Origin of the sequence: Janthinobacterium aestuarii (genome assembly GCF_051380835.1) — a bacterium.
In the GTDB taxonomy this organism is placed as follows: Bacteria; Pseudomonadota; Gammaproteobacteria; order Burkholderiales; family Burkholderiaceae_D; genus Janthinobacterium; species Janthinobacterium aestuarii.
Genome location: NZ_JBNYXU010000005.1, coordinates 325,008 through 343,778, shown reverse-complemented (window position 1 = coordinate 343,778; position 18,771 = coordinate 325,008). Strand labels below are relative to the sequence as shown.

Here is an 18,771-nt window from a genome sequence, read left to right as displayed (position 1 = left end):
AAAGCAATGAATACCAATCAGAAATAATTCCGCCCTTGCACCACCAGGCAGCCCATGGCGACGGCCAGTCCGTACGGCATGTTGCCCACGCTGGTGCCGCTGCCCAGCGCGCTTGGCGCCAGCGGAATGCCGGCCATGCGCGCAATCATCGGCCACATCAGCTGGCGCAAATTGCCGAGGCAAACGCGCCACTTGCCCTGCCAGGTGATCATCAGCACGGCCATCACGCCACCCAGGACAAATGTGGCAAAACAGATCTGCAGCACGGGCCAGGGACCGACAAAGGCGCCCACCATGGCGATCAGCTTGACGTCGCCGGCGGCCATGCCGCGCAGCACATATAAAGGCAGGAACAGGAAGAAGCCCGTCGCCATGCCGCCCAGCACCAGCTGCGGCACGCGGTGCGGCCACAGCCACAAATGCAGCGCCAGCGCGGCGAGCATGCCGGCCAGCACCAGCCAATTCGGAATCTTGCGTTGGATCAAATCACTGACGGCGGCTCCCGTCACGAAGCTCAGCAACAGCAGGTTGCACAAGGCAGTTGCAGGCATGGCACACCTCCCGAAAAAAAACCCGCCACCGGCCGGCCGATGGCGGGCACCCGCTTAGGGCGTCAACACCAGGTTCGACGAAATATCGGTGAGGACGGCCAGCAAGTTGGTCTTGATCAGCAAGAAACCGGCCGTGATGGCGGTAGCCATCAACGCCGCGATCAGGCCGTATTCGATTGCCGTAATGCCATCCTCATCCTTGACAAACTGCTGTACTGCCGACAGGAAGGTATGCATGACAAGCTCCCAAAAGTGAATCACAAGTCCCTGGCGCAATCGGTGTGAAACATTGCCCTTTCCTGCTAATATGTTTCCTGCCGTAAATTTCTGCGCCATTGCATTGACTATAAAGCGTCCATGTTTTGGCAAATTGACGCGCCACAAGTTTCCATATGGAAATTATCAAACCTTGTTGAAATGGCGGCTGGCGCAAACAAATGTTGCGATCCGGATTGAAAGCCTTCGTCAGGGCAAGTTTTTTGCAATGTAGTGCATGAATCTCATGTATTTACATGAAATATTGCATACGTTAATTGCCTATTAGGCAAAAAGACATTATCCTGCTTAGCTCTTCTTTGGAAAGGCCTCTCGCCCGGCGGTACAGAGCGTCATGCCACCAAATAAATCTTGGCTTCTTGTAGACGGACGCGAACATGCTCTTGCTTGATGCAATGCTGTTATGACGACACTTGTGTGACCACTTTCCAGAGATCGACAATGGATTCCCTACTGAAACACATGGTGGACATGACCGGGCACCGCGACCACACGATGCTCGACATCTCCGTGATCTCGGCGGTTCAGGAACTTGCTGCCGCGTCGCAGACCCGTGTGTTGGCGCTGACCACCGTGCGTGGCCAGGTGTTCGTGCGGTCGCGGGCCATCATCGTGGCGGGCAGCGTGGCCCGCATGGAAGAGCATAACGACCCGACCCTGCCAGGCGAACCGCTGTCCGACTACCCGGCCCTGGCCGCCTGCATCAAGCGCCATGAAGCGAGTGCCGACACCTTGTGCGCCGATGGCCGCCATCTGCTGTGGCTGCCCATCTGGATCGGCGACCAGGTCACCACCTGCCTGGAAATCACCAATCCCACGCCGTACACGGGCGCCACCATCCAGGTGATCGGCGGCATCGTCAGCGTGTACCGCAATTTCCAGAACCTGCTCGACTACAGCGAACGCGATTCACTCACCGGCTTGTTGAACCGCAAGACCTTCGACGACCAGCTGGCGAAAATCCTGCACAGCCGCGGCGAACCGGAAACGGAAAAGCCGCGTCCCGTCGATGAAGAACGGCGCCACCATACGGACACGGAACGGCAATGGCTGGCCGTGATCGACGTCGATCATTTCAAACTGGTCAACGATAAATTTGGCCACCTGTATGGCGATGAAGTGCTGATCCTGATCGCCAACCAGCTGCAATCGTCGTTCCGCTCGCAAGACCGCATCTTCCGCTTCGGCGGCGAGGAATTCGTCGTGCTGCTGCGCTCGATCACCCTGGAAAATGCACAGAAAATCATCGACCGCTTCCGCACCAATGTCGAAGCGCACGACTTCCCGCAAGTGGGCAGAGTGACCGTCAGCGTGGGCTTCGTCAGCATCAACGCCTACGAGGCGCCCGTCATCATCCTCGGCCGTGCTGACCAGGCCTTGTATTACGCCAAGAGCCATGGCCGCAACCTGGCGTGCCACTACGACGAACTGGTCGCCAAGGGTTTGCTCACCACTATCGCTTCGAACGATACGGCGGAATTCTTCTAAGCGTCTGCAAGGGATAGAAAACGCATGGGATCGACCTGCCACTTGGCGGCCGACTCATGGCCGACGATCTTGTCGGCACCGCCAAAGCCGAAGCCGCGCGACAAATCGACCGTTTCCGGCTTGATGTAGGTCTTGCTCTTCGTACTGAAAAACACATTGACCTTCGGCGCCAGCAGATTGCTTTCGTGCGCCTCGATGACGACGGCCAGCCGGCCCGACTCCAGCATCACCATGGTGCCTACCGGATAAATACCCACGCAACGCATGAAATCCTGCGCGAACACGGGATTGAAGTGGAATTTGCTCCATTCATAAATCTTGCGCAAGGCTTCGGCGGCGGGAATACCCTTGTGGTAGCTGCGGTCCGACGTCAGCGCGTCATACACATCGACGATGGCGGCCATCTGCGCCAGCTCGCTGATGGCGTCGCCGGCCAACTGGTCCGGGTAGCCGCTGCCGTCGCGCCGTTCGTGGTGGTGCAGGGTAATGTCGAGGGGAATGGCGCCCACCTCGGGCGACTGGCGCAGGATGTCGTAGCCGTCGCGCGGGTGGCGCTTGATCTGGATAAACTCTTCCGGGCTCAAGGGGCCCGGCTTGTTCAACACGCTATCGGGCACCAGCGCCTTGCCCGTGTCATGCAGCAAGCCGCCGAGACCGGCCTGGTGCGTGGTGGCCGCATCGATGCCGCGCGAACGGCAAAACGCCACCAGCAGCGCGCACACGCTGACGGAATGCAGGAAGGTGTAATCATCCTTGCTCTTGATGCGCAACAAGCCGACGAGGGCGCCGGGATTGCGCAGGATCGATTCGGTAATGTCTTGCACCGTGTGCTGTACGCGGTCGAGCTCGACAGCCTTGCCCAGGCGCACGTCGGCCATCACCGTGCGCACCAGGCTTGCCGCCTGCCGCCGCACCTGCGTGGCGCGCGCCAGTTCCATGCCCAGCGACACGCGCGTGACCACTTGCAGCGGCGTGGCGATCTGCACCAGTTCGCGTTCCGTTTCCACCTGCGCCTGCGCCACCGTGAGCGCATCCTGCACATCGAGGCCCTTGCCGCTGTCGATCACCACGTCGCGGATGCCAGCCTGCATGATCTTGCGGATTTCATCGTCGCTGCGCAACAGGAAGCGGTTGCGCACGAATGGATGCGTCATCCAGTCGCAGCTGAGGTCATGAATGTACATGCCCACTTTTAATTGAGACGAATCAACTTTCTTGAGCATGCTGTCATCCCACAAATACGCGGCTGGAGCACCGAAGGCGCTAGAATGAGTATAACAAAATTGTTATTCTGCTGGCCGCGTTCGGCGCTGCGGCGCAATATGCTGCTTTTCCGACCACCGCACCGCTTTTGGGACCCATGGAACTGCGCCAATTACGCTACTTTGTTGCCATCGTCGACCACGGCTCGCTGTCGCGCGCGGCCCTGATCCTGCACGTGGCGCAGCCGGCCCTGACGCAGCAGTTGCGCCAGCTGGAAGAGGAATTGGGCGTGCAGCTGCTGCACCGCTCGGCCCAGGGCGTGCTCAGCACGGACGCGGGCAAGGTGTTTTACGAACATGCGCAGGCGATCCTGAAACAGGTGGCCGACGCCCGCTCGGCCGTCACGCAAAGTGCCACGCGGCCGTCCGGCAACGTCACCCTGGGCTTGCCGCACAGCATATCGGGCGCGCTGGCCCTGCCCCTGCTGCTGGCCGCACGCGAACGCTATCCCGAAATCACCCTGCAGTTGACGGAAGAAATCACGGGCAACCTCAATGAACAACTGAAATCGGGCCGCATCAATCTGGCCGTGCTGTTCGACGATGGCCAGTTGACCCCGTTTGCCTGCTGCCCCCTGGTGGAGGAAGAGATGCGTTTCATCTGCCGCAGCGATTCGCCGTTCGCGCCCCCGGGCTCGGCGCTGTCGTTCCCGCAGGCATTGAGCGCCACTCTGATCCTGCCGGGCCTGCAGCATGGCGTGCGCCCGCGCATCGACAGCCGCGCCCGCGAACTGGGCCTGGAGACGGCGAACGTGATCGAAATCAACTCGATCGCCATCCTGAAATCGGCCATCCTGGCCGGCATGGGCACCACCATCCTGCCCGCCGCGCCCCTGCTGGCCGAACTCGACAGCGGCGCCATGCGCAGCTACGCCATCCACAGCCCCGTCCTGTCGCGCACGGTGGCCCTGTGCGCCTCGAAAAACATTCCCCTGACAAATGCCGGCAACGCCGTGAAAAACCTCGTGCTGCAAGTGGCCGCCGAGCTGTGCGGCAGCGGGCGCTGGGTGGGGGCGCACGTACTCTCGCCCATGACATAAGTATTTCTTATACCCCCATCGTCAAACCGTATTTGCCCCTTCCCCACGGTCGTTCTACACTGACCACATTAACTATTTTAAATTTAAAATAGTTATGTGCCGCCCACACGCGGCCATCCCGTCTGCACAGCGCGCGCCTTACCGGGCGCGTCCCTTGTACAGCCGTCATCTGAAACACCCTTTTGGAGACAGCCATGTCCGTGACCACGGAAAACGGCTCCGCAGCGTTCGCTAGAAACGCCGGTGCCGCGCCATCTACCCCCCCCGACACTTCCCGTTTGACCACCGTCAGCCTCGACGACAAATACACGGCCACTTCCGGCGCCATCTTCCTGTCCGGCATCCAGGCCCTCGTGCGCCTGCCCATGATGCAGCGCCTGCGCGACCAGGCTGCCGGCCTGAACACGGCCGGTTTCATCTCCGGCTACCGCGGTTCGCCCCTGGGCGGCCTCGACGAAAACCTGTGGAAAGCCAAGAAACAGCTGGAAGCGCACCACGTGCAGTTCGTGCCCGGCGTCAACGAAGACCTGGCCGCCACGGCCGTCTGGGGTTCGCAGCAGGTCGACCTGATCGGCCCGGCCAAGTACGACGGCGTATTCGCCATGTGGTATGGCAAGGGTCCTGGCGTGGACCGCTGCGGCGATGTCTTCAAGCACATGAACCATGCGGGAACGGCGAAACTGGGTGGCGTGCTGCTGGTGGCCGGCGACGACCATGGCGCCTATTCGTCGACTCTGCCGCACCAGTCCGACCACCTGTTTTCCGCCTCGATGATCCCCGTCCTGTATCCATGCAATGTGCAGGAATACCTGGACCTCGGTATCCATGGCTGGGCCATGTCGCGCTTTTCCGGCTGCACGGTGGCCTTCAAGGCCCTGGCCGACACGGTCGAATCGTCGGCCTCCATCGATGCCGACCCGTTCCGTGTGGAAGTCAAAATTCCACAGGATTTCCACATGCCCGAAGGCGGCCTGAACGCACGCTTGTCGAGCATCCCGCTGGGCCAGCAGGCGCGCAACCAGGAAGCGCTGATGCAGGATTACAAGATCTATGCGGCCCTCGCTTACGCGCGCGAAAACAAGCTCAACCACACCACCATCGACAGTCCGAACGCCAAGCTGGGCATCATCGCTTCCGGCAAGTCCTACCTGGACGTGCTCGAGGCACTGGAAGAGCTGGGCATCGACGAACAAATGGCAGCCGACGTGGGCATGCGTTTGTTCAAGGTCGCCATGCCGTGGCCGCTGGAACCGGATAGCGTGCGCGAATTCGCGCAAGGCCTCGATGAAATTCTCGTCGTCGAAGAAAAACGGCAGATCGTCGAATACCAGTTAAAAGAGCAGCTGTACAACTGGCGCGACGACGTGCGCCCTCGCGTGATCGGCAAGTTCGACGAAAAAGGCGAATGGGTGGCGCCGCGCGGCGAATGGCTGCTGACCTCGAAGGCGGATTTTTCCGTCTCGCAAGTGGCGCGTGTCATCGCCAGCCGCATCGCGCGCCTGATTTCCGACCCCGTCACCTGTGACCTGATCAAGGCGCGCCTGAGCTTCCTCGACGCCAAGGATGCGGTATTAAAGAAAGCCGTGAACACACCGTTCCGCCCCGCGTTTTACTGCTCCGGCTGCCCGCACAACACCTCGACCAAGGTCCCGGACGGCAGCTTGGCGCTGGCGGGCATCGGCTGCCACGTGATGGCCACGTCGATCTATCCGGAAATGAACAAGCTGACCACGCACATGGGCGGCGAAGGCGCGCCGTGGATCGGGCAAGCCGCGTTCTCGGAGTTGCCGCACGTGTTCCAGAACCTGGGCGACGGCACGTATTTCCATTCCGGTTATTTGGCCATCCGTGCCGCGCAGGCGGCCAAGGTCAACATTACCTACAAAATCCTCTACAACGATGCCGTCGCCATGACGGGAGGCCAGCCCGTGGACGGCCTCATCACCGTGCCCATGATGGCGCAGCAGGTGGCGGCCGAAGGCATCGCCCGCATCGCGCTGGTCACGGAAGACCTGAGCCGCTACAGCGACCGCAGCAACCTTCCCGCCCACGTGACCTTGCACGACCGCAAGGACATGGATGCCGTACAGCGCGAATTGCGTGAAGTACAAGGCGTGTCCGTGCTGATCTACGACCAGACCTGCGCGGCCGAGAAACGTCGGCGCCGCAAGAAAGGCGAGTATCCGGACATTGCCAAGCGCATGGTCATCAACGACGCCGTCTGCGAAGGCTGCGGCGATTGCGGCGTGCAGTCGAATTGCGTGTCGATCTTGCCGAAAGAGACGGAATTTGGCCGCAAGCGCACCATCGACCAATCCTCGTGCAACAAGGATTACTCGTGCGCCAAGGGCTTTTGCCCCAGCTTCGTCACTGTCGAGGGCGGCAGCCTGAAGAAGACCAAGACGGGCGCGAGCAAAGCGGGCGAGACGGACAACTTCGGCCCCCTGCCGGAACCCGTCCTGCCCGCTTGCGACGCGCCGTACAACATCCTCATCAACGGCATCGGCGGCACCGGTGTCATCACCGTCGGCGCCCTGATGGGCATGGCGGCGCACCTTGAAGGCAAGGGCGCGTCCGTGCTGGACATGACGGGCATGTCGCAAAAGAACGGTTCCGTCACCTCGCACGTGAAAATCGCCAAATCCCCCGCGCACATCCGCGCCCAGCGCATTGCCACGGGCGAAGCGGACCTGATCCTGGGCTGCGACATGCTGACGGCCGGGGCGCAGGATGCCGTATCGAAAATGCGTCCGGGCCGCAGCCTGGCCGTCGTCAATCTGCACGAGCAGCCGCCGGGCACGTTTGCGCAGAATGCGGACTGGCAATATCCGACGGCCGAAGTGCGTCAGCTGATCGAGGAATCCGTCGGTGGCGCCGATGCGGCCGACTTCATCGACGCGACAAAACTGGCCACCGCGCTGATGGGCGACTCGATTGCCGCCAACCTGTTCATGCTCGGCTACGCCTGGCAAAAGGGCCGCATCCCGTTGACAGAAGCGGCCTTGCTGCGCGCCATCGAATTGAATGGCGTGGGCATCGAATCGAACAAGAAGAGTTTCCTGTGGGGCCGCCGCGCCGCCGTCGACGTGCGCCGTGTAACGCAAATCGCCACGCCGTCGCAAGCGATCATCGTGCAGATGCCGCAAAGCCTCGATAGCGTCATCAAGAAGCGCGTGGAATTCCTCACGGCCTATCAGAATGCCGCGTATGCGGATGGTTATGCGACCTTGGTGAAGCAGGTGCGCGACCGCGAAAACACTCTGGGGCTGGGACAGAAATTGTCGACCGCCGTGGCGAAAAGCTATTTCAAATTGCTGGCCTACAAGGACGAATACGAAGTGGCGCGCCTGTACACGGATGGCCGTTTCGTAGAGCAATTGCAGCAGCAGTTCGAAGGTAACTTCTCCGTGAAATTCAACCTGGCGCCGCCGCTGTTCGCCAAGAAAGATGCGAAAGGCCACCTGGTGAAAGCGGAGTTCGGTTCCTGGATGTGGCGCGCCTTCAAGCTGCTGGCCAAAGCCAAGGGCTTGCGCGGCGGTACCTTCGACCTCTTCGGTTACACGGCCGAACGCAAGATGGAACGCGCGCTGATCGTCGAATATCGCGAACTGCTGGCCGGCCTGCTGGTCAACCTGACGGCGGACAACCTGACGACCTGCGTGGAACTGGCCTCCCTGCCCGAGAAAATCAGCGGCTTCGGCCACGTCAAGGAAGCGGCAGTCGATACTTACCGCAAGGATAAGGCGAGACTATTGGCGGTGCTGGCGGCTGGAAGCAAGCACGCGGCCTAAGACTCTAAGCTACAGCGCTTGATTCGCAATGCGCTATGCCAGCAGCAGTACACACTGCCGGCATAGCGCATTTTTATTCAAGTCTGTACATTTTTTATCACACCAGAAAAACGATAACATCACATTTTCCATAAAAATCAGTCACTTACTATCACATGACCAAGCACCGGCTTACCCGGGCCATCGCGCTACTTCAGTCAAGCCGCGACCCGGTACCGCATGAGATCAATGAACTGGATTGAAAGCTGAACCTGTCTGACAATAAAGCGCGGCTCATCGAGCATCTAAGTTCCCTCGCTAATCTCAATAGGCCTCGTGACGGCAGATTTTCAAAAAAATATTAAATTATTCATATTTTCAATAAAAATAATTTCATTTAAGTTATCTAAATCGTCTCATGATTTTTCTCTGAATTTTCCTTTTTCATAAAATCCGATTTTCATTGCCACGAAGATGAAATTCGTGCAAAACTTATTCGTTCATTCTGTACTTCAACAGGAACGAGTACGTTCACGCATTTCTACCCACGTCATAGGAAAAGCAATGGATTTAATCGACCAACTCAGAGCACTTGCCTCCCGAATCGCAGCGACCAAAGATATTATCCAGACGGAGGAAGCCACAAAAAACGCGATGATCATGCCTTTCATCCAGATGTTGGGCTACAACGTATTCGATCCCACGGAAGTGACACCAGAATTAATTGCCGACGTCGGTACAAAAAAGGGAGAAAAAGTTGATTACGCCATTCTGAGTGATGGCAAGCCAATTATTCTCTTCGAATGCAAGAAAAGTGGCGGAGACCTGAGCATCAATCATGCTGGGCAGTTGTTCAGATATTTCCATGTCACCGCAGCACGATTCGGGGTGTTGACAAATGGACTTACCTATAAATTCTTCACCGACCTTGAACAACCCAACAAGATGGACGAAAAACCCTTCTTTGAGTTTAATATTTTGGACTTCAAAGAGCGGGATGTGGATGAACTCAAGAAATTTGCCAAATCTCAATTCGATATCGACACCATATTGACGACAGCGAATGATCTAAAATATACGCGTGCCATCCAGAACCGTCTGGCAGAATGGACACACAATCCCTCCGAAGAATTTGTAAAAATACTGTCATCAGATTTACTTGGAGGAAAGCGCTTTACACCCGCTGTCAAAGATCAATTTACCGTCATTACTAAACGGGCTTTTGAGCAATTATTGGGGGAGCGTATCAATGATCGCCTCAAGGGCGCAATGACGCCGGAATCATCGCCGGCACAAGAATTGGCACCAGTCATTCCTCCTGAAGGGGTCGTTGAAAACCCGATTATCACGACACCAGAAGAAATCGAAGGATTGCACATCATCCGCGCGATACTGCGCGGTGTTGTCAGTTCGCGCCGCATTGTTATGCGTGATTCGCAGAGTTACTGTGCGATCTTGTTAGACGACAATAATCGCAAGCCAGTTTGCCGCCTACGCTTCAACAATACTGAAAAACTTGCCGTTGGCCTGTTCAATCAAAAGAGGGAGGAGGAAAAGTTCCCAATTGCCAGCCTAGACGATCTGTACACCCATGCCGAACAACTGAAGGCTACCGTCCTGATGCATTTGCCTGCGGAAGATGCAGAGAAAACAGCGTAAGAGATAGCATTAGATACTGTAGAACCAAGTCCGGGACAAGTCCCGGGCTTGCAACGCATCCAGATTCAATCCAGGCAGCGCCCCACCGTCGCCCCCGGCAACAGCACCGGCTGCCATATTTCCTGCAGCCGTTCCGGCGGCGTGCCGGCCAGCAGGGATTCCAGCATTTCGACCATCTTGGCGCCGGCGCGGCGCAGATCGGGCTGGTCGATGGTGGTGACGTTGATGCCGATCAAGGTGTCTTCCACATTGCCCCAGACGATGACGGAGATTTCCTTGCCGATCTCGATGCCCGCATCCATCAGCGCGCGCACCACGCCCACGCCGGACAAGTGGTTGTCGACGATGACGGCCGTGGGACGCGGCGAGCAGGCCAGCAATTGCTGCATGGCCTGGTAGCCGCTGCGGCGATCAAAAGTATTGTCGAGCAGACAGGCGGGATCGACCGGCAACCCCGCTTGCGCCATGCAGCGGATAAAGCTTTCCTTGCGCTCATACGCAAAATGCAGATCCAGCGGCGCGCTCAGCAAGGCGATGCGCTGATGCCCGTGCGCCGCCAGGAAAGACACGGCCAGGTCGATGCCCGTGTCGTTGTCGTAGTCAAAATAGGCGTACGGCGCATCGATGCGCGTGCGGCCATTCGCGACAAAGGGAAAGCCGACTTTCGTCAGGTAGGCGATGCGTTCGTCGACCACCTTGGTGCGGCCCACCACCAGGCCATCGACCTGGCGTCCGCGCACCATGTTTTCATACGAGGGCTGTTCGTTCTGCGGCGACACGGGCGCGATGATCAAACTCATCTTCGACGCTTCGACGGCGTCGGACATGCCATTGACCACGGAAAGAAAGACGCTGTCGCCCAGGTCGCTGGGCAGCAAGGGGTAGATCATGCCGAGCACATTCGTGCGGCCGACGGCCAGGCTGCGCGCAAGCGGGTTGGGCCGGTAGCCGACTTTCTTGGCGGCGGCCAGGACGATTTCACGGGTGCGGGAATTGACTTCCGGATAGCCGTTCAACGCCCTGCTGACTGTCGTTTTCGACATGCCGAGGGCAATTGCGAGGCTCTTGAGATTCATGTTAACTACCTGTCTGTATGGCAAAAGAAACCAACTCTGACCGTCCATTATAGCCCAGAGCGCCAAACAGGCCGCGCATTAGCGGGCGCAGACATGGTATAAAAACAACAATACATTGACTATCTAAAAAGCAACGTTTTAAATGTGATCACTTGTGCCCCTCTACGGCATGGCGTCACCGATGGCAGAGAAACAATGCTCGCAGGCGACAGCATGTACTCACTTCGACAATCATCCCCTTACTTTCGGCATGACGCTTCGGCAACACGGGGCGCGCGCGATAGCATTATCAAGAAAACATATTTACTGGAACTGTGCGAGAATTTGTCCTACTCTTGATTCAGGTAAAGGTTACTGCCAAGCATGTTGCGCCTGGTGCAGCACATCTTCCTGGACTCCCCTCTTTTCTGTACACGCTTGGGCATACTTTCAAAGGTGAACAATGTGGTATCGCTAACGTCCGTCAACAACTTGCAAGCCTCGCTGGTCACGGCGCAGCGCAGGGTCGAACAAGGCCAGAACCAGGTGCAGCGCGACAGCGAACAGCTGGCGCAAAGCCGCCATTTGCTGGCGCGGGAACAGGAATCGCTGAGCCAGACCCAACGCAGCAGCCAGCAAGCGCAGGCCGATGCCCCGGCCGCCGTCAAGACGCCGCAGCTGGACCAGGCGATCAAGGTGGCCGTGCCGCAACAAGCGGCCCCGGCCGCACCGAAAAGCACGCCCCAGCTGAACGGCTATGGCCAGACCCTGGGCCGCCTGATCGATGTGACGGCGTAAATTACTGCCCCATCTCCTCCTCCAGCATCGCCAGCCACCACGTATCCCCCTTCTTCGGCTGCGCCAGGTCGACCGCTTCGCCCATCTGCGGCGTGGCCAGGTTCACGCCCTGCTTGGCCGCCAATCCCGTGATGCGGTCGAACGGTTCATGCCAGGCGTGCAGCCCCAGGTCAAACGTGCCGTTGTGCACAGGCATGAGCCACTTGCCACGCAAGTCCTGATGCGCTTGCAAGGTCTGTTCCGGCTGCATGTGCACGTCCGGCCAGAGTTTGTCGTAGGCGCCCGTCTCGATCATGGTCATGTCGAACGGGCCGTACCTGTCGCCGATCTGCTTGAAACCACCGAAATAGCCGGAGTCGCCGCTGAAAAACACGCGCACGTCCGGAGCATCGATGACCCACGAGGCCCACAGGGTTTGATTGCTGTCAAACAAGCCGCGCCCCGAGAAATGCTGTGATGGCGTGGCGACGAGTTTCACGCCGGCAATCGTCGTGCCTTGCCACCAGTCGAACTGCTGCACCTTTTCCTTCGGTACACCCCATTCGACGAGGGTATCGCCCACGCCCAGCGGCGCAACAAAATGTTCGGTCTTGGCCGCCAGTTGCAGCACGGCGGCATAGTCGAGGTGGTCGTAATGGTTATGCGACAGGATGATGGCCTTGATCGGCGGCAAGTCGGCGATGCTGATGGGGGGCTGATGGAAACGTTTCGGTCCAGCCCACTGCACCGGCGAGGCGCGCTCGGAAAACACGGGGTCGGTAAGGAAGAATTCATTATTCAGTTTCAGCAGCAGGGTCGAATGGCCGAGGCGAAACAGGCTGTTGTCGGGCGCGGCCAGCAGCTGCGCCCGGGTCAAGGCTTGCACGGGAACGGCTGCGGCCGGCACCGTGCTGTCCGGCTTGTCGAAGACAAACGTCCACAGCAGCTTGAGCGTCGCTGTCGTGCCCAGCTTGTACATTTCCACGGGATTGCGGAACTTGCCTTCGTGGCGTTGTGGGGATTCAGCGGGCGCGGCAGGCGCGGCGCGCAAGGTGCAAGAACTCATGAGGATCAGGACTCCCAGAAAGAAGAGACGGCGTGCGGCTCGGTGCAAGTGCATATGTGGCCCGGCAAGGAATTAACAAGGGTTAAATTACACTACACAGTGTAGTTCCTATTTCTGGCAAAGTAAACCAGGAGGTGTAAAATATTGTTTTCAAAGGAGATTTTCAGCCATGGCCGCACCGCAACGCCTCACCGACCGCAAGCGCGTCGCCATCGTCGATGCCGCCATCGCCGAGTTCCGCGACCACGGTTTTGATGCGACCAGCATGGACAGGATCGCTGCCACGGCCGCCGTTTCCAAGCGCACCGTGTACAACCATTTCCCCAGCAAGAACGAGTTGTTCGCGGAAATCCTGCAGCGCATGTGGGAAAGCAGCGTGACCCAGCCCGCCGTGCCCTATGTGGCCGACCAGCCGCTGCGCCCGCAAGTGCTGGCCCTGGTCGAGCAGAAAATGGAATTGCTGTGCGATCCGGCCTTCATCGACCTGGCGCGCGTGATCTTTGGCGAAACCATCCACTCGCCCGAGCGGGCGCAAGCCATGGTGGCGCGCCTGAATGAGAAGGAAACGGGACTGAATATCTGGATCCGCGCGGCGCAGCAAGACGGGCGCATCAAGGCGGGCGAAACCCTGGAAGTGGCGCACCTGCTGATGTCGCCTTTAAAAACCTTTGCCTTCTGGCCGCAGATCACCATGGGTGAGCCCCTGCTGGGCCCGGCACGCCGGCGCGAAGTAACGGAGCTGGCCGTCGATATCTTCCTGTGCTATTACGGCTTGGCGAAACAGACGGCATAAACGGGCGGCAAGTGGGCGGACAGCGTCTGCCAGTGTTCGCCCTCATCGCCGGAATACCAGGCGCCGCCCGTCGTCGACGCCATCAATAAACTGCGCCCGTCGTCAGCCAGCGCCAGCCCGTGGCGGTAGATCAAGTCGTAGCAATGCTGCTGCGGCAATCCCGCACGCAACACCTCGAAGGTTTTTCCGCCATCGCGCGTGCGCGTGACGGCCAGCGCGCCATCGATGGGAATGCGCACCACGTCCGCTTGCGCCAGCACGAACCAGGCCATGCCGCCATCGCGCGGATGCACGGCCACGGCAAAGCCGAAATGCGACAGCGGCGCCGTCGTCACTTCCTGCCAGTGCCAGCCGGCATCGTCCGAACGCCAGATGCCATTATGGTGCTGGCACCACAGCGCGTCCGGCGTGCCGGCGCTGCGCACGATGCGGTGCGGGTCTTGCACGGCTTCGTTTTCATCGAGCTCGGGCGGCATGTAGTCGGCGCGCATGCCCGTCGCGCTCAAGGCCCAGCTGGCACCGCCATCGAGCGTTTGCCACACACCGCCGCAAGACACGCCAACCAGCACTTTGTTGCTGTCGCGCGGGTCGACGCAGATGCTGTGGATGCCGGGCACGTCATAGCCGCCGCCAAACCACTGCGCCCGCTGCGGCACGTTCCACAACGACTCCACCAGCAGCCAGCTTTCGCCGCGGTCGCTTGAGCGGAACAGGCCGCCAGGCAGGGTGCCCGCCCACAGCACGCCGGGCTGGTCCGGGCCGCCGGCCGCCAGCGACCAGATTTGCCGCAAGGTCCAGTCCACGGTATCGGTGCTGTCTTCCGGCTTGGTGGGATAGGCGGGCACGGCAACTTCCTGCCACGCGCTGGCGCCCGCGTCGAGGCGGTGCAGCTTGGCGCCGAAGTGGCCCAGGTTCAGGGCAGCGTACACGGCACCGTCGCGGCCATCGTGCAGCAGCATGGAGACGGGATCGCCGGCAAACTGCACCAGCGCCAGCTGCCAGGCGCCGGCCGCATCGACATCGAGCTGAAACAGCCCCTTGCGGGTGCCGAGATACGCGCGTTGAGCCATGCCTTGTCCCATGCTTAACCTCCGGAAAGTGCCTGCAAGATATACACCTGGCTGTCGGGCAGCAAGGCGTCGTCGAGCACGCGCCGCTCGCGGCAGCGCACGCCGTCGATGAAGATCACCACGTTCGGACGCAAGGCGCCCTGCTCGTCGAGCACATAACCGCGCAGGCGCGGCTGCTGCGCAAACGCGGCATCGAGGGCGGCGCGCAGGCGTGGTGCATCGACGTCCACCGTGGGGACGTCGAGGTAGCGTGCCAGTTGTTGCGTAAAATGCAAATGCGCCATGCTGCCCTTCGACGTCGTCGGCCTCGACTCATTCTAGTCCGCTTTGCGGCCAATACAATTAAAATAGCGGCAAGCACACAAGGAGGCCAGGCATGACGATTACCCCGGAAGAACTAGCGGTGCTGATGCAGGAAGTGGAGGTGGCCGATCCCATCGATTTTGCCGACCTGCCCTTCAACGAGCAGGAATTGCGCGGGCTGATCGCCAACCACCTGTGCGAGATGGCCGACGCCATGGAAAGTTTCAGCCCGGAAGACCGCAACCTGGCCCTGCTGGCCGTGGCGGCCAAGCTGGTGCTGGAAAACCTCGTCTTGCACGTGCAACTGCTGCGCCGCCACGGCTTGCCCGTGAGCGACAGCGTGGATGCGCTGCTGCAGCGGCTCAAAAGCCCGGGCAAGCCCTAGCCGCCGCGCGGCAAGCCGCTATTGCAGGTTGATGGCGGTCAAGACCATGCTGCTGCCGGGCAAATCCGTGCTCTGGCGGATGTACAGCACGCCATGACGCGACAGCGCCAGGCTGCCGCCCATGCGGTAGGTCCAGACGGCCTTGCGGCTGGCCAGGTCGATCGCATAGGTATTGTTGCGCCCGCCAACAAACAGCAGATTGCCTGTGACGATCAGATCGCCGCCAAAGTACTCATCGAGAGCCGTATCGAGGGGCCAGCGCCACAGGAGCGCGCCATCGCCAAGCTGGCGCGCTTCGAGCGACCGGCTGGCCTGGTTGCCCACGTACACGATGCCCTGCGCCACCACCGGCTGCGTGCTGAACTGTCCCTGCACCGTCCAGCGCACGGCGCGGCTATCCACGTCAACCAGGCTCAGGCTGTTATTCGCCGCCTCGCCGGCCGGCGGCCGCTGATTGAGCACCAGCACGCTGCCGGCATCGGCCAGTACGGGCGCCTGGCGCAGGCTGCTCTTGTTGAGTCCGCCCAACACCTGTCCCGGCACCGCCACGCTGAAACGGGCCGTGCCATCGGCGATATTGAACGCCGTCAATGTCCCTGCCGCATGGCTGTACACCGTGCCCCCACTGACGGCGGGGGTCCAGTCATTGACATTGCCCAGCTTGGGCAAGCCGAGGCTGGCAGACCAGCGCGTCTGGCCCCCCGCCGCATCGATGCCGCTGACATCGTTATTGCCGCCCACGTAGACATTACCGCCAGAAAAGGTGGGCGCCGTCGCCAGGGAAACGCCCAGCAGTGCGCCGTTCGTATTCGGCGGACGCACGCCGAGCGGCGCGCCGCCAGCGAGCGCATCGAAAACATACACGGTATCGCTGCCGGCCATGGCCAGCTTGCCGCCCGCAACGGCCGGCGCGCCCAGATAGCCCTCCGAGGTGAGCGACTGGGTCCAGCGCACCTGGCTGTCGCTCTCGCTGAGCGCCGTCACGGTCGAGGTGGTCACATATTTGGTGCTGCTGCCTTCCACCGGCGCGGCGGACTGCTGGCTGACATACACGAGGCCGTTGGCAGACACCACGGGACTGCCGACGAAACCGCGCGGGGAAGTGGGGCCCAGCCAGGTCCAGCGCCGCGTGAAGCGGCCGCTATCGAGGGTGACCGGCACCAGGCCCGTATGCGCGGCATTGCCATTCACGCCTTCCCAGTCGCCCACGCCGGGCAAGGCCTGCAACGCGCCCATGCTGCCGGCGAGCGGCGCGACAGTGACCTTGTAATCCATGCTTTCCGTCTTGTAGAGGCCCACTGTGGCAGGCAGGGCCAGCTCGATCTTGCCCGTGTACACGCCGGGTGCCAGGTTCGGCAGCGCCTTGAACGTCAGCAGCCAGCTGCCATCGGCCTGCTTCTGGCGGTCGGCCATCTGCAGCACACTAGCCGTGCCGCTGGCCGGTTGTTCATGCGGCTGGGGACGCGCATCGGTCACGCCATCGGCCAGGCGCACGGTCACGCGGATGTCATCGCAGGTGGCGCCAGGCTGGGCCGTGCAACTGCCGCTCACTGCCGACAGTATCATGCCGGGTTTTTCCTGCAAGCCAGGCGGCACGCCAACGGCACTGCCGGAACCGCCGCCACAGGCGGACAAGGTAGTCATGATAGCCAGCGGCAATGCGGCGGCCTGCCACAACGAAGGGAATAATGTACGCATGCAATATCCATGTTGAGGTTTCATTTCCTCCCCAATGGAGGTGTGCTGGAAACCTTGACTGAACGTTATAACATGGGAAACATTGTTAAATCTAACAGATACTCACGGCAACACTTTACTTGCGCACGGCCCGCGCCTGTACCGTGAGATCGCTTTCGGCCACGGCCACGCAAGGCAAGATGTAGCCGTCGAGCCGTTCATCGGGACTGATGCCTGGCCAGTCCACCGTGTAGCGCACCTGGCCCGCCGGCATATGGCATAGGCAGGTACGGCAAGTGCCGTTACGGCAGGAACTGAGCAGGCGGATACCGGCCAGCTCGGCGGCAGCCAGCACGGTGGTGCCAGCCTCTGCCGGGAATTGCCAGCCTTGCGGAACGATGGTGATGGTAAAAGTGGTCAGGGGCGCGCTCATGCGCCCAGTTTAACAGTCCGCCAGCGCCGTCCAGCTGGCGCCCGCCGCATGGCTGCGCAGCACGGCCTCGGCAAAGGCCAGACCCGCCACGCCATCGGCCACCGTCGGCAACCAGCTCGCTTCCCTGGGTACGGGCAAGCCCGCTTGCAGCGCGCGGATGGCCAGGGCCGCATCCAGGTACAGCTGGGCGAACGCTTCCAGATAACCCTCCGGATGGCCGGCCGGCACGCGCGTGGCATGGCGCGCGGCGGCGCTGTCGACCCGCCCCGGACGCAGCAGCTGGCGGTTGCCGCCCTGCGGGGTACACCACAATTCGTTCGGTTTCTCCTGGTCGAAGTCCAGCTGCGCCTTGCTGCCGAACAGGCGCAGACGCACCGTGTTTTCGCAACCGGTCGCCACCTGGCTGGCCCACAACGTACCCTTGGCTCCATTCGCATAGCGCAGCATCACCTGCACGTGGTCGTCCAGCGTGCGGTTCGGTACAAAAGTCGACAGTTCCGCCAGCACGGCCTGCGGCGTCAATCCGCTGACGAATTGCGCCAGGTGATACGCATGCAGCCCCACGTCGAGCAGGGTGCCGCCGGGTCCGGCTTTCTGCGGGTCGTTATGCCAGTTGCCTTCGTTCATGCCGCCCGCCGCAATCGCATCGGCCAGCCAATCCTGCGAATACTCGACTTGCACGAGGCGCAGTTCGCCGATATCGCCCGCCTCGACCATCGCTTTCGCATGGCGCAGCAGCGGGTAGCCGCTGTAGGTATGCGTGAGCGCAAACAGCAGATTTTTCTGTTCGGCCAGCGCCGCCAGCTTTTGCCCTTCCGCCAGAGAAATGCCCAGCGGCTTGTCGCAAATCACGTGGATGCCCGCTTCCATGAACGCCGTGGCGACCGGTGCATGCAAATGATTGGGCGTGACGATGGCCACGGCCTCGATACCGTCCACCCTGGCGGCCTCCGCCTGCGCCATGGCGCGGTAATCGCTGTAGCAGCGGTCCGGCGCCAGGTGCAGCGCGGCGCCGCTGTCGCGCGCACGGTCCGGGTCGGACGACAAGGCGCCCGCCACCAGTTCGTACTGGTCGTCGATGCGTGCCGCGATGCGGTGCACGGCGCCGATGAATGCGCCCTGCCCGCCCCCTACCATACCCAGCCGTAAGCGTCGCTGCATGTCGT

General features: G+C 60.8%; 17 protein-coding genes. 7 read left to right on the top strand and 10 right to left on the bottom strand.

Annotated features, from left to right (window positions below; translation table 11 throughout):
* Nucleotides 1–17: 17 nt before the first annotated feature.
* Together ACQ4WO_RS16000 and ACQ4WO_RS15995 are read right to left on the bottom strand one after the other, a co-directional pair.
* The gene (locus tag ACQ4WO_RS16000; protein ID WP_436482295.1) at nucleotides 18–551 is read right to left on the bottom strand and encodes an A24 family peptidase; all 534 of its coding nucleotides are present in this window, start codon (nucleotides 549–551) and stop codon (nucleotides 18–20) included.
* Nucleotides 552–605: 54 nt separating this feature from the next.
* On the bottom strand, nucleotides 606–788 hold the full coding sequence (locus ACQ4WO_RS15995; protein WP_034752975.1) for a Flp family type IVb pilin: 183 nt from the start codon (nucleotides 786–788) through the stop codon (nucleotides 606–608).
* 480 nt (nucleotides 789–1,268) lie between these two features.
* Here ACQ4WO_RS15995 and ACQ4WO_RS15990 point away from each other — a divergent pair, with 480 nt between their 5' ends.
* Nucleotides 1,269–2,315 carry a GGDEF domain-containing protein gene (locus ACQ4WO_RS15990; protein WP_139091390.1) on the top strand — a complete coding sequence of 349 codons (1,047 nt, stop codon included), beginning with the start codon at nucleotides 1,269–1,271 and terminating at the stop codon, nucleotides 2,313–2,315.
* Here ACQ4WO_RS15990 and ACQ4WO_RS15985 read toward each other — a convergent pair.
* Complete coding sequence (locus ACQ4WO_RS15985; protein ID WP_436482294.1) at nucleotides 2,312–3,499, bottom strand: HD-GYP domain-containing protein; 1,188 nt, start codon at nucleotides 3,497–3,499, stop codon at nucleotides 2,312–2,314. The genes ACQ4WO_RS15990 and ACQ4WO_RS15985 overlap by 4 nt on opposite strands.
* 176 nt (nucleotides 3,500–3,675) lie before the next feature.
* Between ACQ4WO_RS15985 and ACQ4WO_RS15980 the strand changes: the two genes are divergently transcribed.
* The 3 genes from ACQ4WO_RS15980 to ACQ4WO_RS15970 all read left to right on the top strand — a co-directional run bounded on the left by ACQ4WO_RS15980 (nucleotide 3,676) and on the right by ACQ4WO_RS15970 (nucleotide 10,046).
* Nucleotides 3,676–4,617, top strand: a complete 942-nt coding sequence (locus ACQ4WO_RS15980) for a LysR substrate-binding domain-containing protein (RefSeq protein ID WP_436482293.1) — start codon at nucleotides 3,676–3,678, stop codon at nucleotides 4,615–4,617.
* Between the two features lie 194 nt (nucleotides 4,618–4,811).
* A complete protein-coding gene (locus ACQ4WO_RS15975; protein WP_436482292.1) occupies nucleotides 4,812–8,408 on the top strand; it encodes an indolepyruvate ferredoxin oxidoreductase family protein in 3,597 nt (1,198 codons plus the stop codon).
* Between the two features lie 543 nt (nucleotides 8,409–8,951).
* The gene (locus ACQ4WO_RS15970; protein WP_139091386.1) at nucleotides 8,952–10,046 is read left to right on the top strand and encodes a type I restriction endonuclease; all 1,095 of its coding nucleotides are present in this window, start codon (nucleotides 8,952–8,954) and stop codon (nucleotides 10,044–10,046) included.
* 65 nt (nucleotides 10,047–10,111) lie between these two features.
* Here the strand turns inward: ACQ4WO_RS15970 and ACQ4WO_RS15965 are convergent, their stop codons facing one another.
* Nucleotides 10,112–11,122, bottom strand: coding sequence for a substrate-binding domain-containing protein (locus tag ACQ4WO_RS15965; protein ID WP_436482291.1), 1,011 nt, complete (start codon nucleotides 11,120–11,122; stop codon nucleotides 10,112–10,114).
* 444 nt (nucleotides 11,123–11,566) lie between these two features.
* Between ACQ4WO_RS15965 and ACQ4WO_RS15960 the strand changes: the two genes are divergently transcribed.
* Nucleotides 11,567–11,899 (top strand): hypothetical protein, encoded by a 333-nt coding sequence (locus tag ACQ4WO_RS15960; protein ID WP_436482290.1) that lies wholly within the window; start codon nucleotides 11,567–11,569, stop codon nucleotides 11,897–11,899.
* Between the two features lies 1 nt (nucleotide 11,900).
* Here the strand turns inward: ACQ4WO_RS15960 and ACQ4WO_RS15955 are convergent, their stop codons facing one another.
* On the bottom strand, nucleotides 11,901–12,944 hold the full coding sequence (locus tag ACQ4WO_RS15955) for an MBL fold metallo-hydrolase (protein WP_436482289.1): 1,044 nt from the start codon (nucleotides 12,942–12,944) through the stop codon (nucleotides 11,901–11,903).
* 169 nt (nucleotides 12,945–13,113) lie between these two features.
* Between ACQ4WO_RS15955 and ACQ4WO_RS15950 the strand changes: the two genes are divergently transcribed.
* A complete protein-coding gene (locus ACQ4WO_RS15950; protein WP_436482288.1) occupies nucleotides 13,114–13,737 on the top strand; it encodes a TetR/AcrR family transcriptional regulator in 624 nt (207 codons plus the stop codon).
* On the opposite strand, the gene ACQ4WO_RS15945 is transcribed toward ACQ4WO_RS15950, so the two are convergent.
* Nucleotides 13,710–14,807 (bottom strand): WD40/YVTN/BNR-like repeat-containing protein, encoded by a 1,098-nt coding sequence (locus tag ACQ4WO_RS15945; protein WP_436482287.1) that lies wholly within the window; start codon nucleotides 14,805–14,807, stop codon nucleotides 13,710–13,712. The genes ACQ4WO_RS15950 and ACQ4WO_RS15945 overlap by 28 nt on opposite strands.
* Before the next feature lie 14 nt (nucleotides 14,808–14,821).
* Nucleotides 14,822–15,091 carry a MoaD/ThiS family protein gene (locus tag ACQ4WO_RS15940; RefSeq protein ID WP_436482286.1) on the bottom strand — a complete coding sequence of 90 codons (270 nt, stop codon included), beginning with the start codon at nucleotides 15,089–15,091 and terminating at the stop codon, nucleotides 14,822–14,824.
* Nucleotides 15,092–15,183: 92 nt separating this feature from the next.
* Here ACQ4WO_RS15940 and ACQ4WO_RS15935 point away from each other — a divergent pair, with 92 nt between their 5' ends.
* Entirely contained in the window at nucleotides 15,184–15,495 is a 312-nt protein-coding gene (locus ACQ4WO_RS15935) for a hypothetical protein (RefSeq protein ID WP_046681950.1), read from the top strand.
* 18 nt (nucleotides 15,496–15,513) lie between these two features.
* On the opposite strand, the gene ACQ4WO_RS15930 is transcribed toward ACQ4WO_RS15935, so the two are convergent.
* From ACQ4WO_RS15930 to ACQ4WO_RS15920, 3 genes are all read right to left on the bottom strand, one after another.
* Nucleotides 15,514–17,193, bottom strand: a complete 1,680-nt coding sequence (locus ACQ4WO_RS15930) for a BamB-related PQQ repeat family beta-propellar protein (RefSeq protein WP_436482285.1) — start codon at nucleotides 17,191–17,193, stop codon at nucleotides 15,514–15,516.
* A gap of 115 nt (nucleotides 17,194–17,308) precedes the next feature.
* Nucleotides 17,309–17,605, bottom strand: coding sequence for a 2Fe-2S iron-sulfur cluster-binding protein (locus tag ACQ4WO_RS15925; protein ID WP_436482284.1), 297 nt, complete (start codon nucleotides 17,603–17,605; stop codon nucleotides 17,309–17,311).
* 9 nt (nucleotides 17,606–17,614) lie between these two features.
* On the bottom strand, nucleotides 17,615–18,766 hold the full coding sequence (locus tag ACQ4WO_RS15920) for a Gfo/Idh/MocA family protein (protein ID WP_436482283.1): 1,152 nt from the start codon (nucleotides 18,764–18,766) through the stop codon (nucleotides 17,615–17,617).
* Nucleotides 18,767–18,771: the final 5 nt, after the last annotated feature.

Coding starts and splice junctions, on each gene's coding strand:
- ACQ4WO_RS15985 (WP_436482294.1), bottom strand. CDS start 3,499: ATGTACATTCATGACCTCAGCTGCGACTGGATGACGCATCCATTCGTG.
- ACQ4WO_RS15950 (WP_436482288.1), top strand. CDS start 13,114: ATGGCCGCACCGCAACGCCTCACCGACCGCAAGCGCGTCGCCATCGTC.
- ACQ4WO_RS15980 (WP_436482293.1), top strand. CDS start 3,676: ATGGAACTGCGCCAATTACGCTACTTTGTTGCCATCGTCGACCACGGC.
- ACQ4WO_RS15940 (WP_436482286.1), bottom strand. CDS start 15,091: ATGGCGCATTTGCATTTTACGCAACAACTGGCACGCTACCTCGACGTC.
- ACQ4WO_RS15935 (WP_046681950.1), top strand. CDS start 15,184: ATGACGATTACCCCGGAAGAACTAGCGGTGCTGATGCAGGAAGTGGAG.
- ACQ4WO_RS15925 (WP_436482284.1), bottom strand. CDS start 17,605: ATGAGCGCGCCCCTGACCACTTTTACCATCACCATCGTTCCGCAAGGC.
- ACQ4WO_RS15945 (WP_436482287.1), bottom strand. CDS start 14,807: ATGGCTCAACGCGCGTATCTCGGCACCCGCAAGGGGCTGTTTCAGCTC.
- ACQ4WO_RS15965 (WP_436482291.1), bottom strand. CDS start 11,122: ATGAATCTCAAGAGCCTCGCAATTGCCCTCGGCATGTCGAAAACGACA.
- ACQ4WO_RS15990 (WP_139091390.1), top strand. CDS start 1,269: ATGGATTCCCTACTGAAACACATGGTGGACATGACCGGGCACCGCGAC.
- ACQ4WO_RS15975 (WP_436482292.1), top strand. CDS start 4,812: ATGTCCGTGACCACGGAAAACGGCTCCGCAGCGTTCGCTAGAAACGCC.
- ACQ4WO_RS15970 (WP_139091386.1), top strand. CDS start 8,952: ATGGATTTAATCGACCAACTCAGAGCACTTGCCTCCCGAATCGCAGCG.
- ACQ4WO_RS15955 (WP_436482289.1), bottom strand. CDS start 12,944: ATGAGTTCTTGCACCTTGCGCGCCGCGCCTGCCGCGCCCGCTGAATCC.
- ACQ4WO_RS15920 (WP_436482283.1), bottom strand. CDS start 18,766: ATGCAGCGACGCTTACGGCTGGGTATGGTAGGGGGCGGGCAGGGCGCA.
- ACQ4WO_RS15995 (WP_034752975.1), bottom strand. CDS start 788: ATGCATACCTTCCTGTCGGCAGTACAGCAGTTTGTCAAGGATGAGGAT.
- ACQ4WO_RS15930 (WP_436482285.1), bottom strand. CDS start 17,193: ATGCGTACATTATTCCCTTCGTTGTGGCAGGCCGCCGCATTGCCGCTG.
- ACQ4WO_RS16000 (WP_436482295.1), bottom strand. CDS start 551: ATGCCTGCAACTGCCTTGTGCAACCTGCTGTTGCTGAGCTTCGTGACG.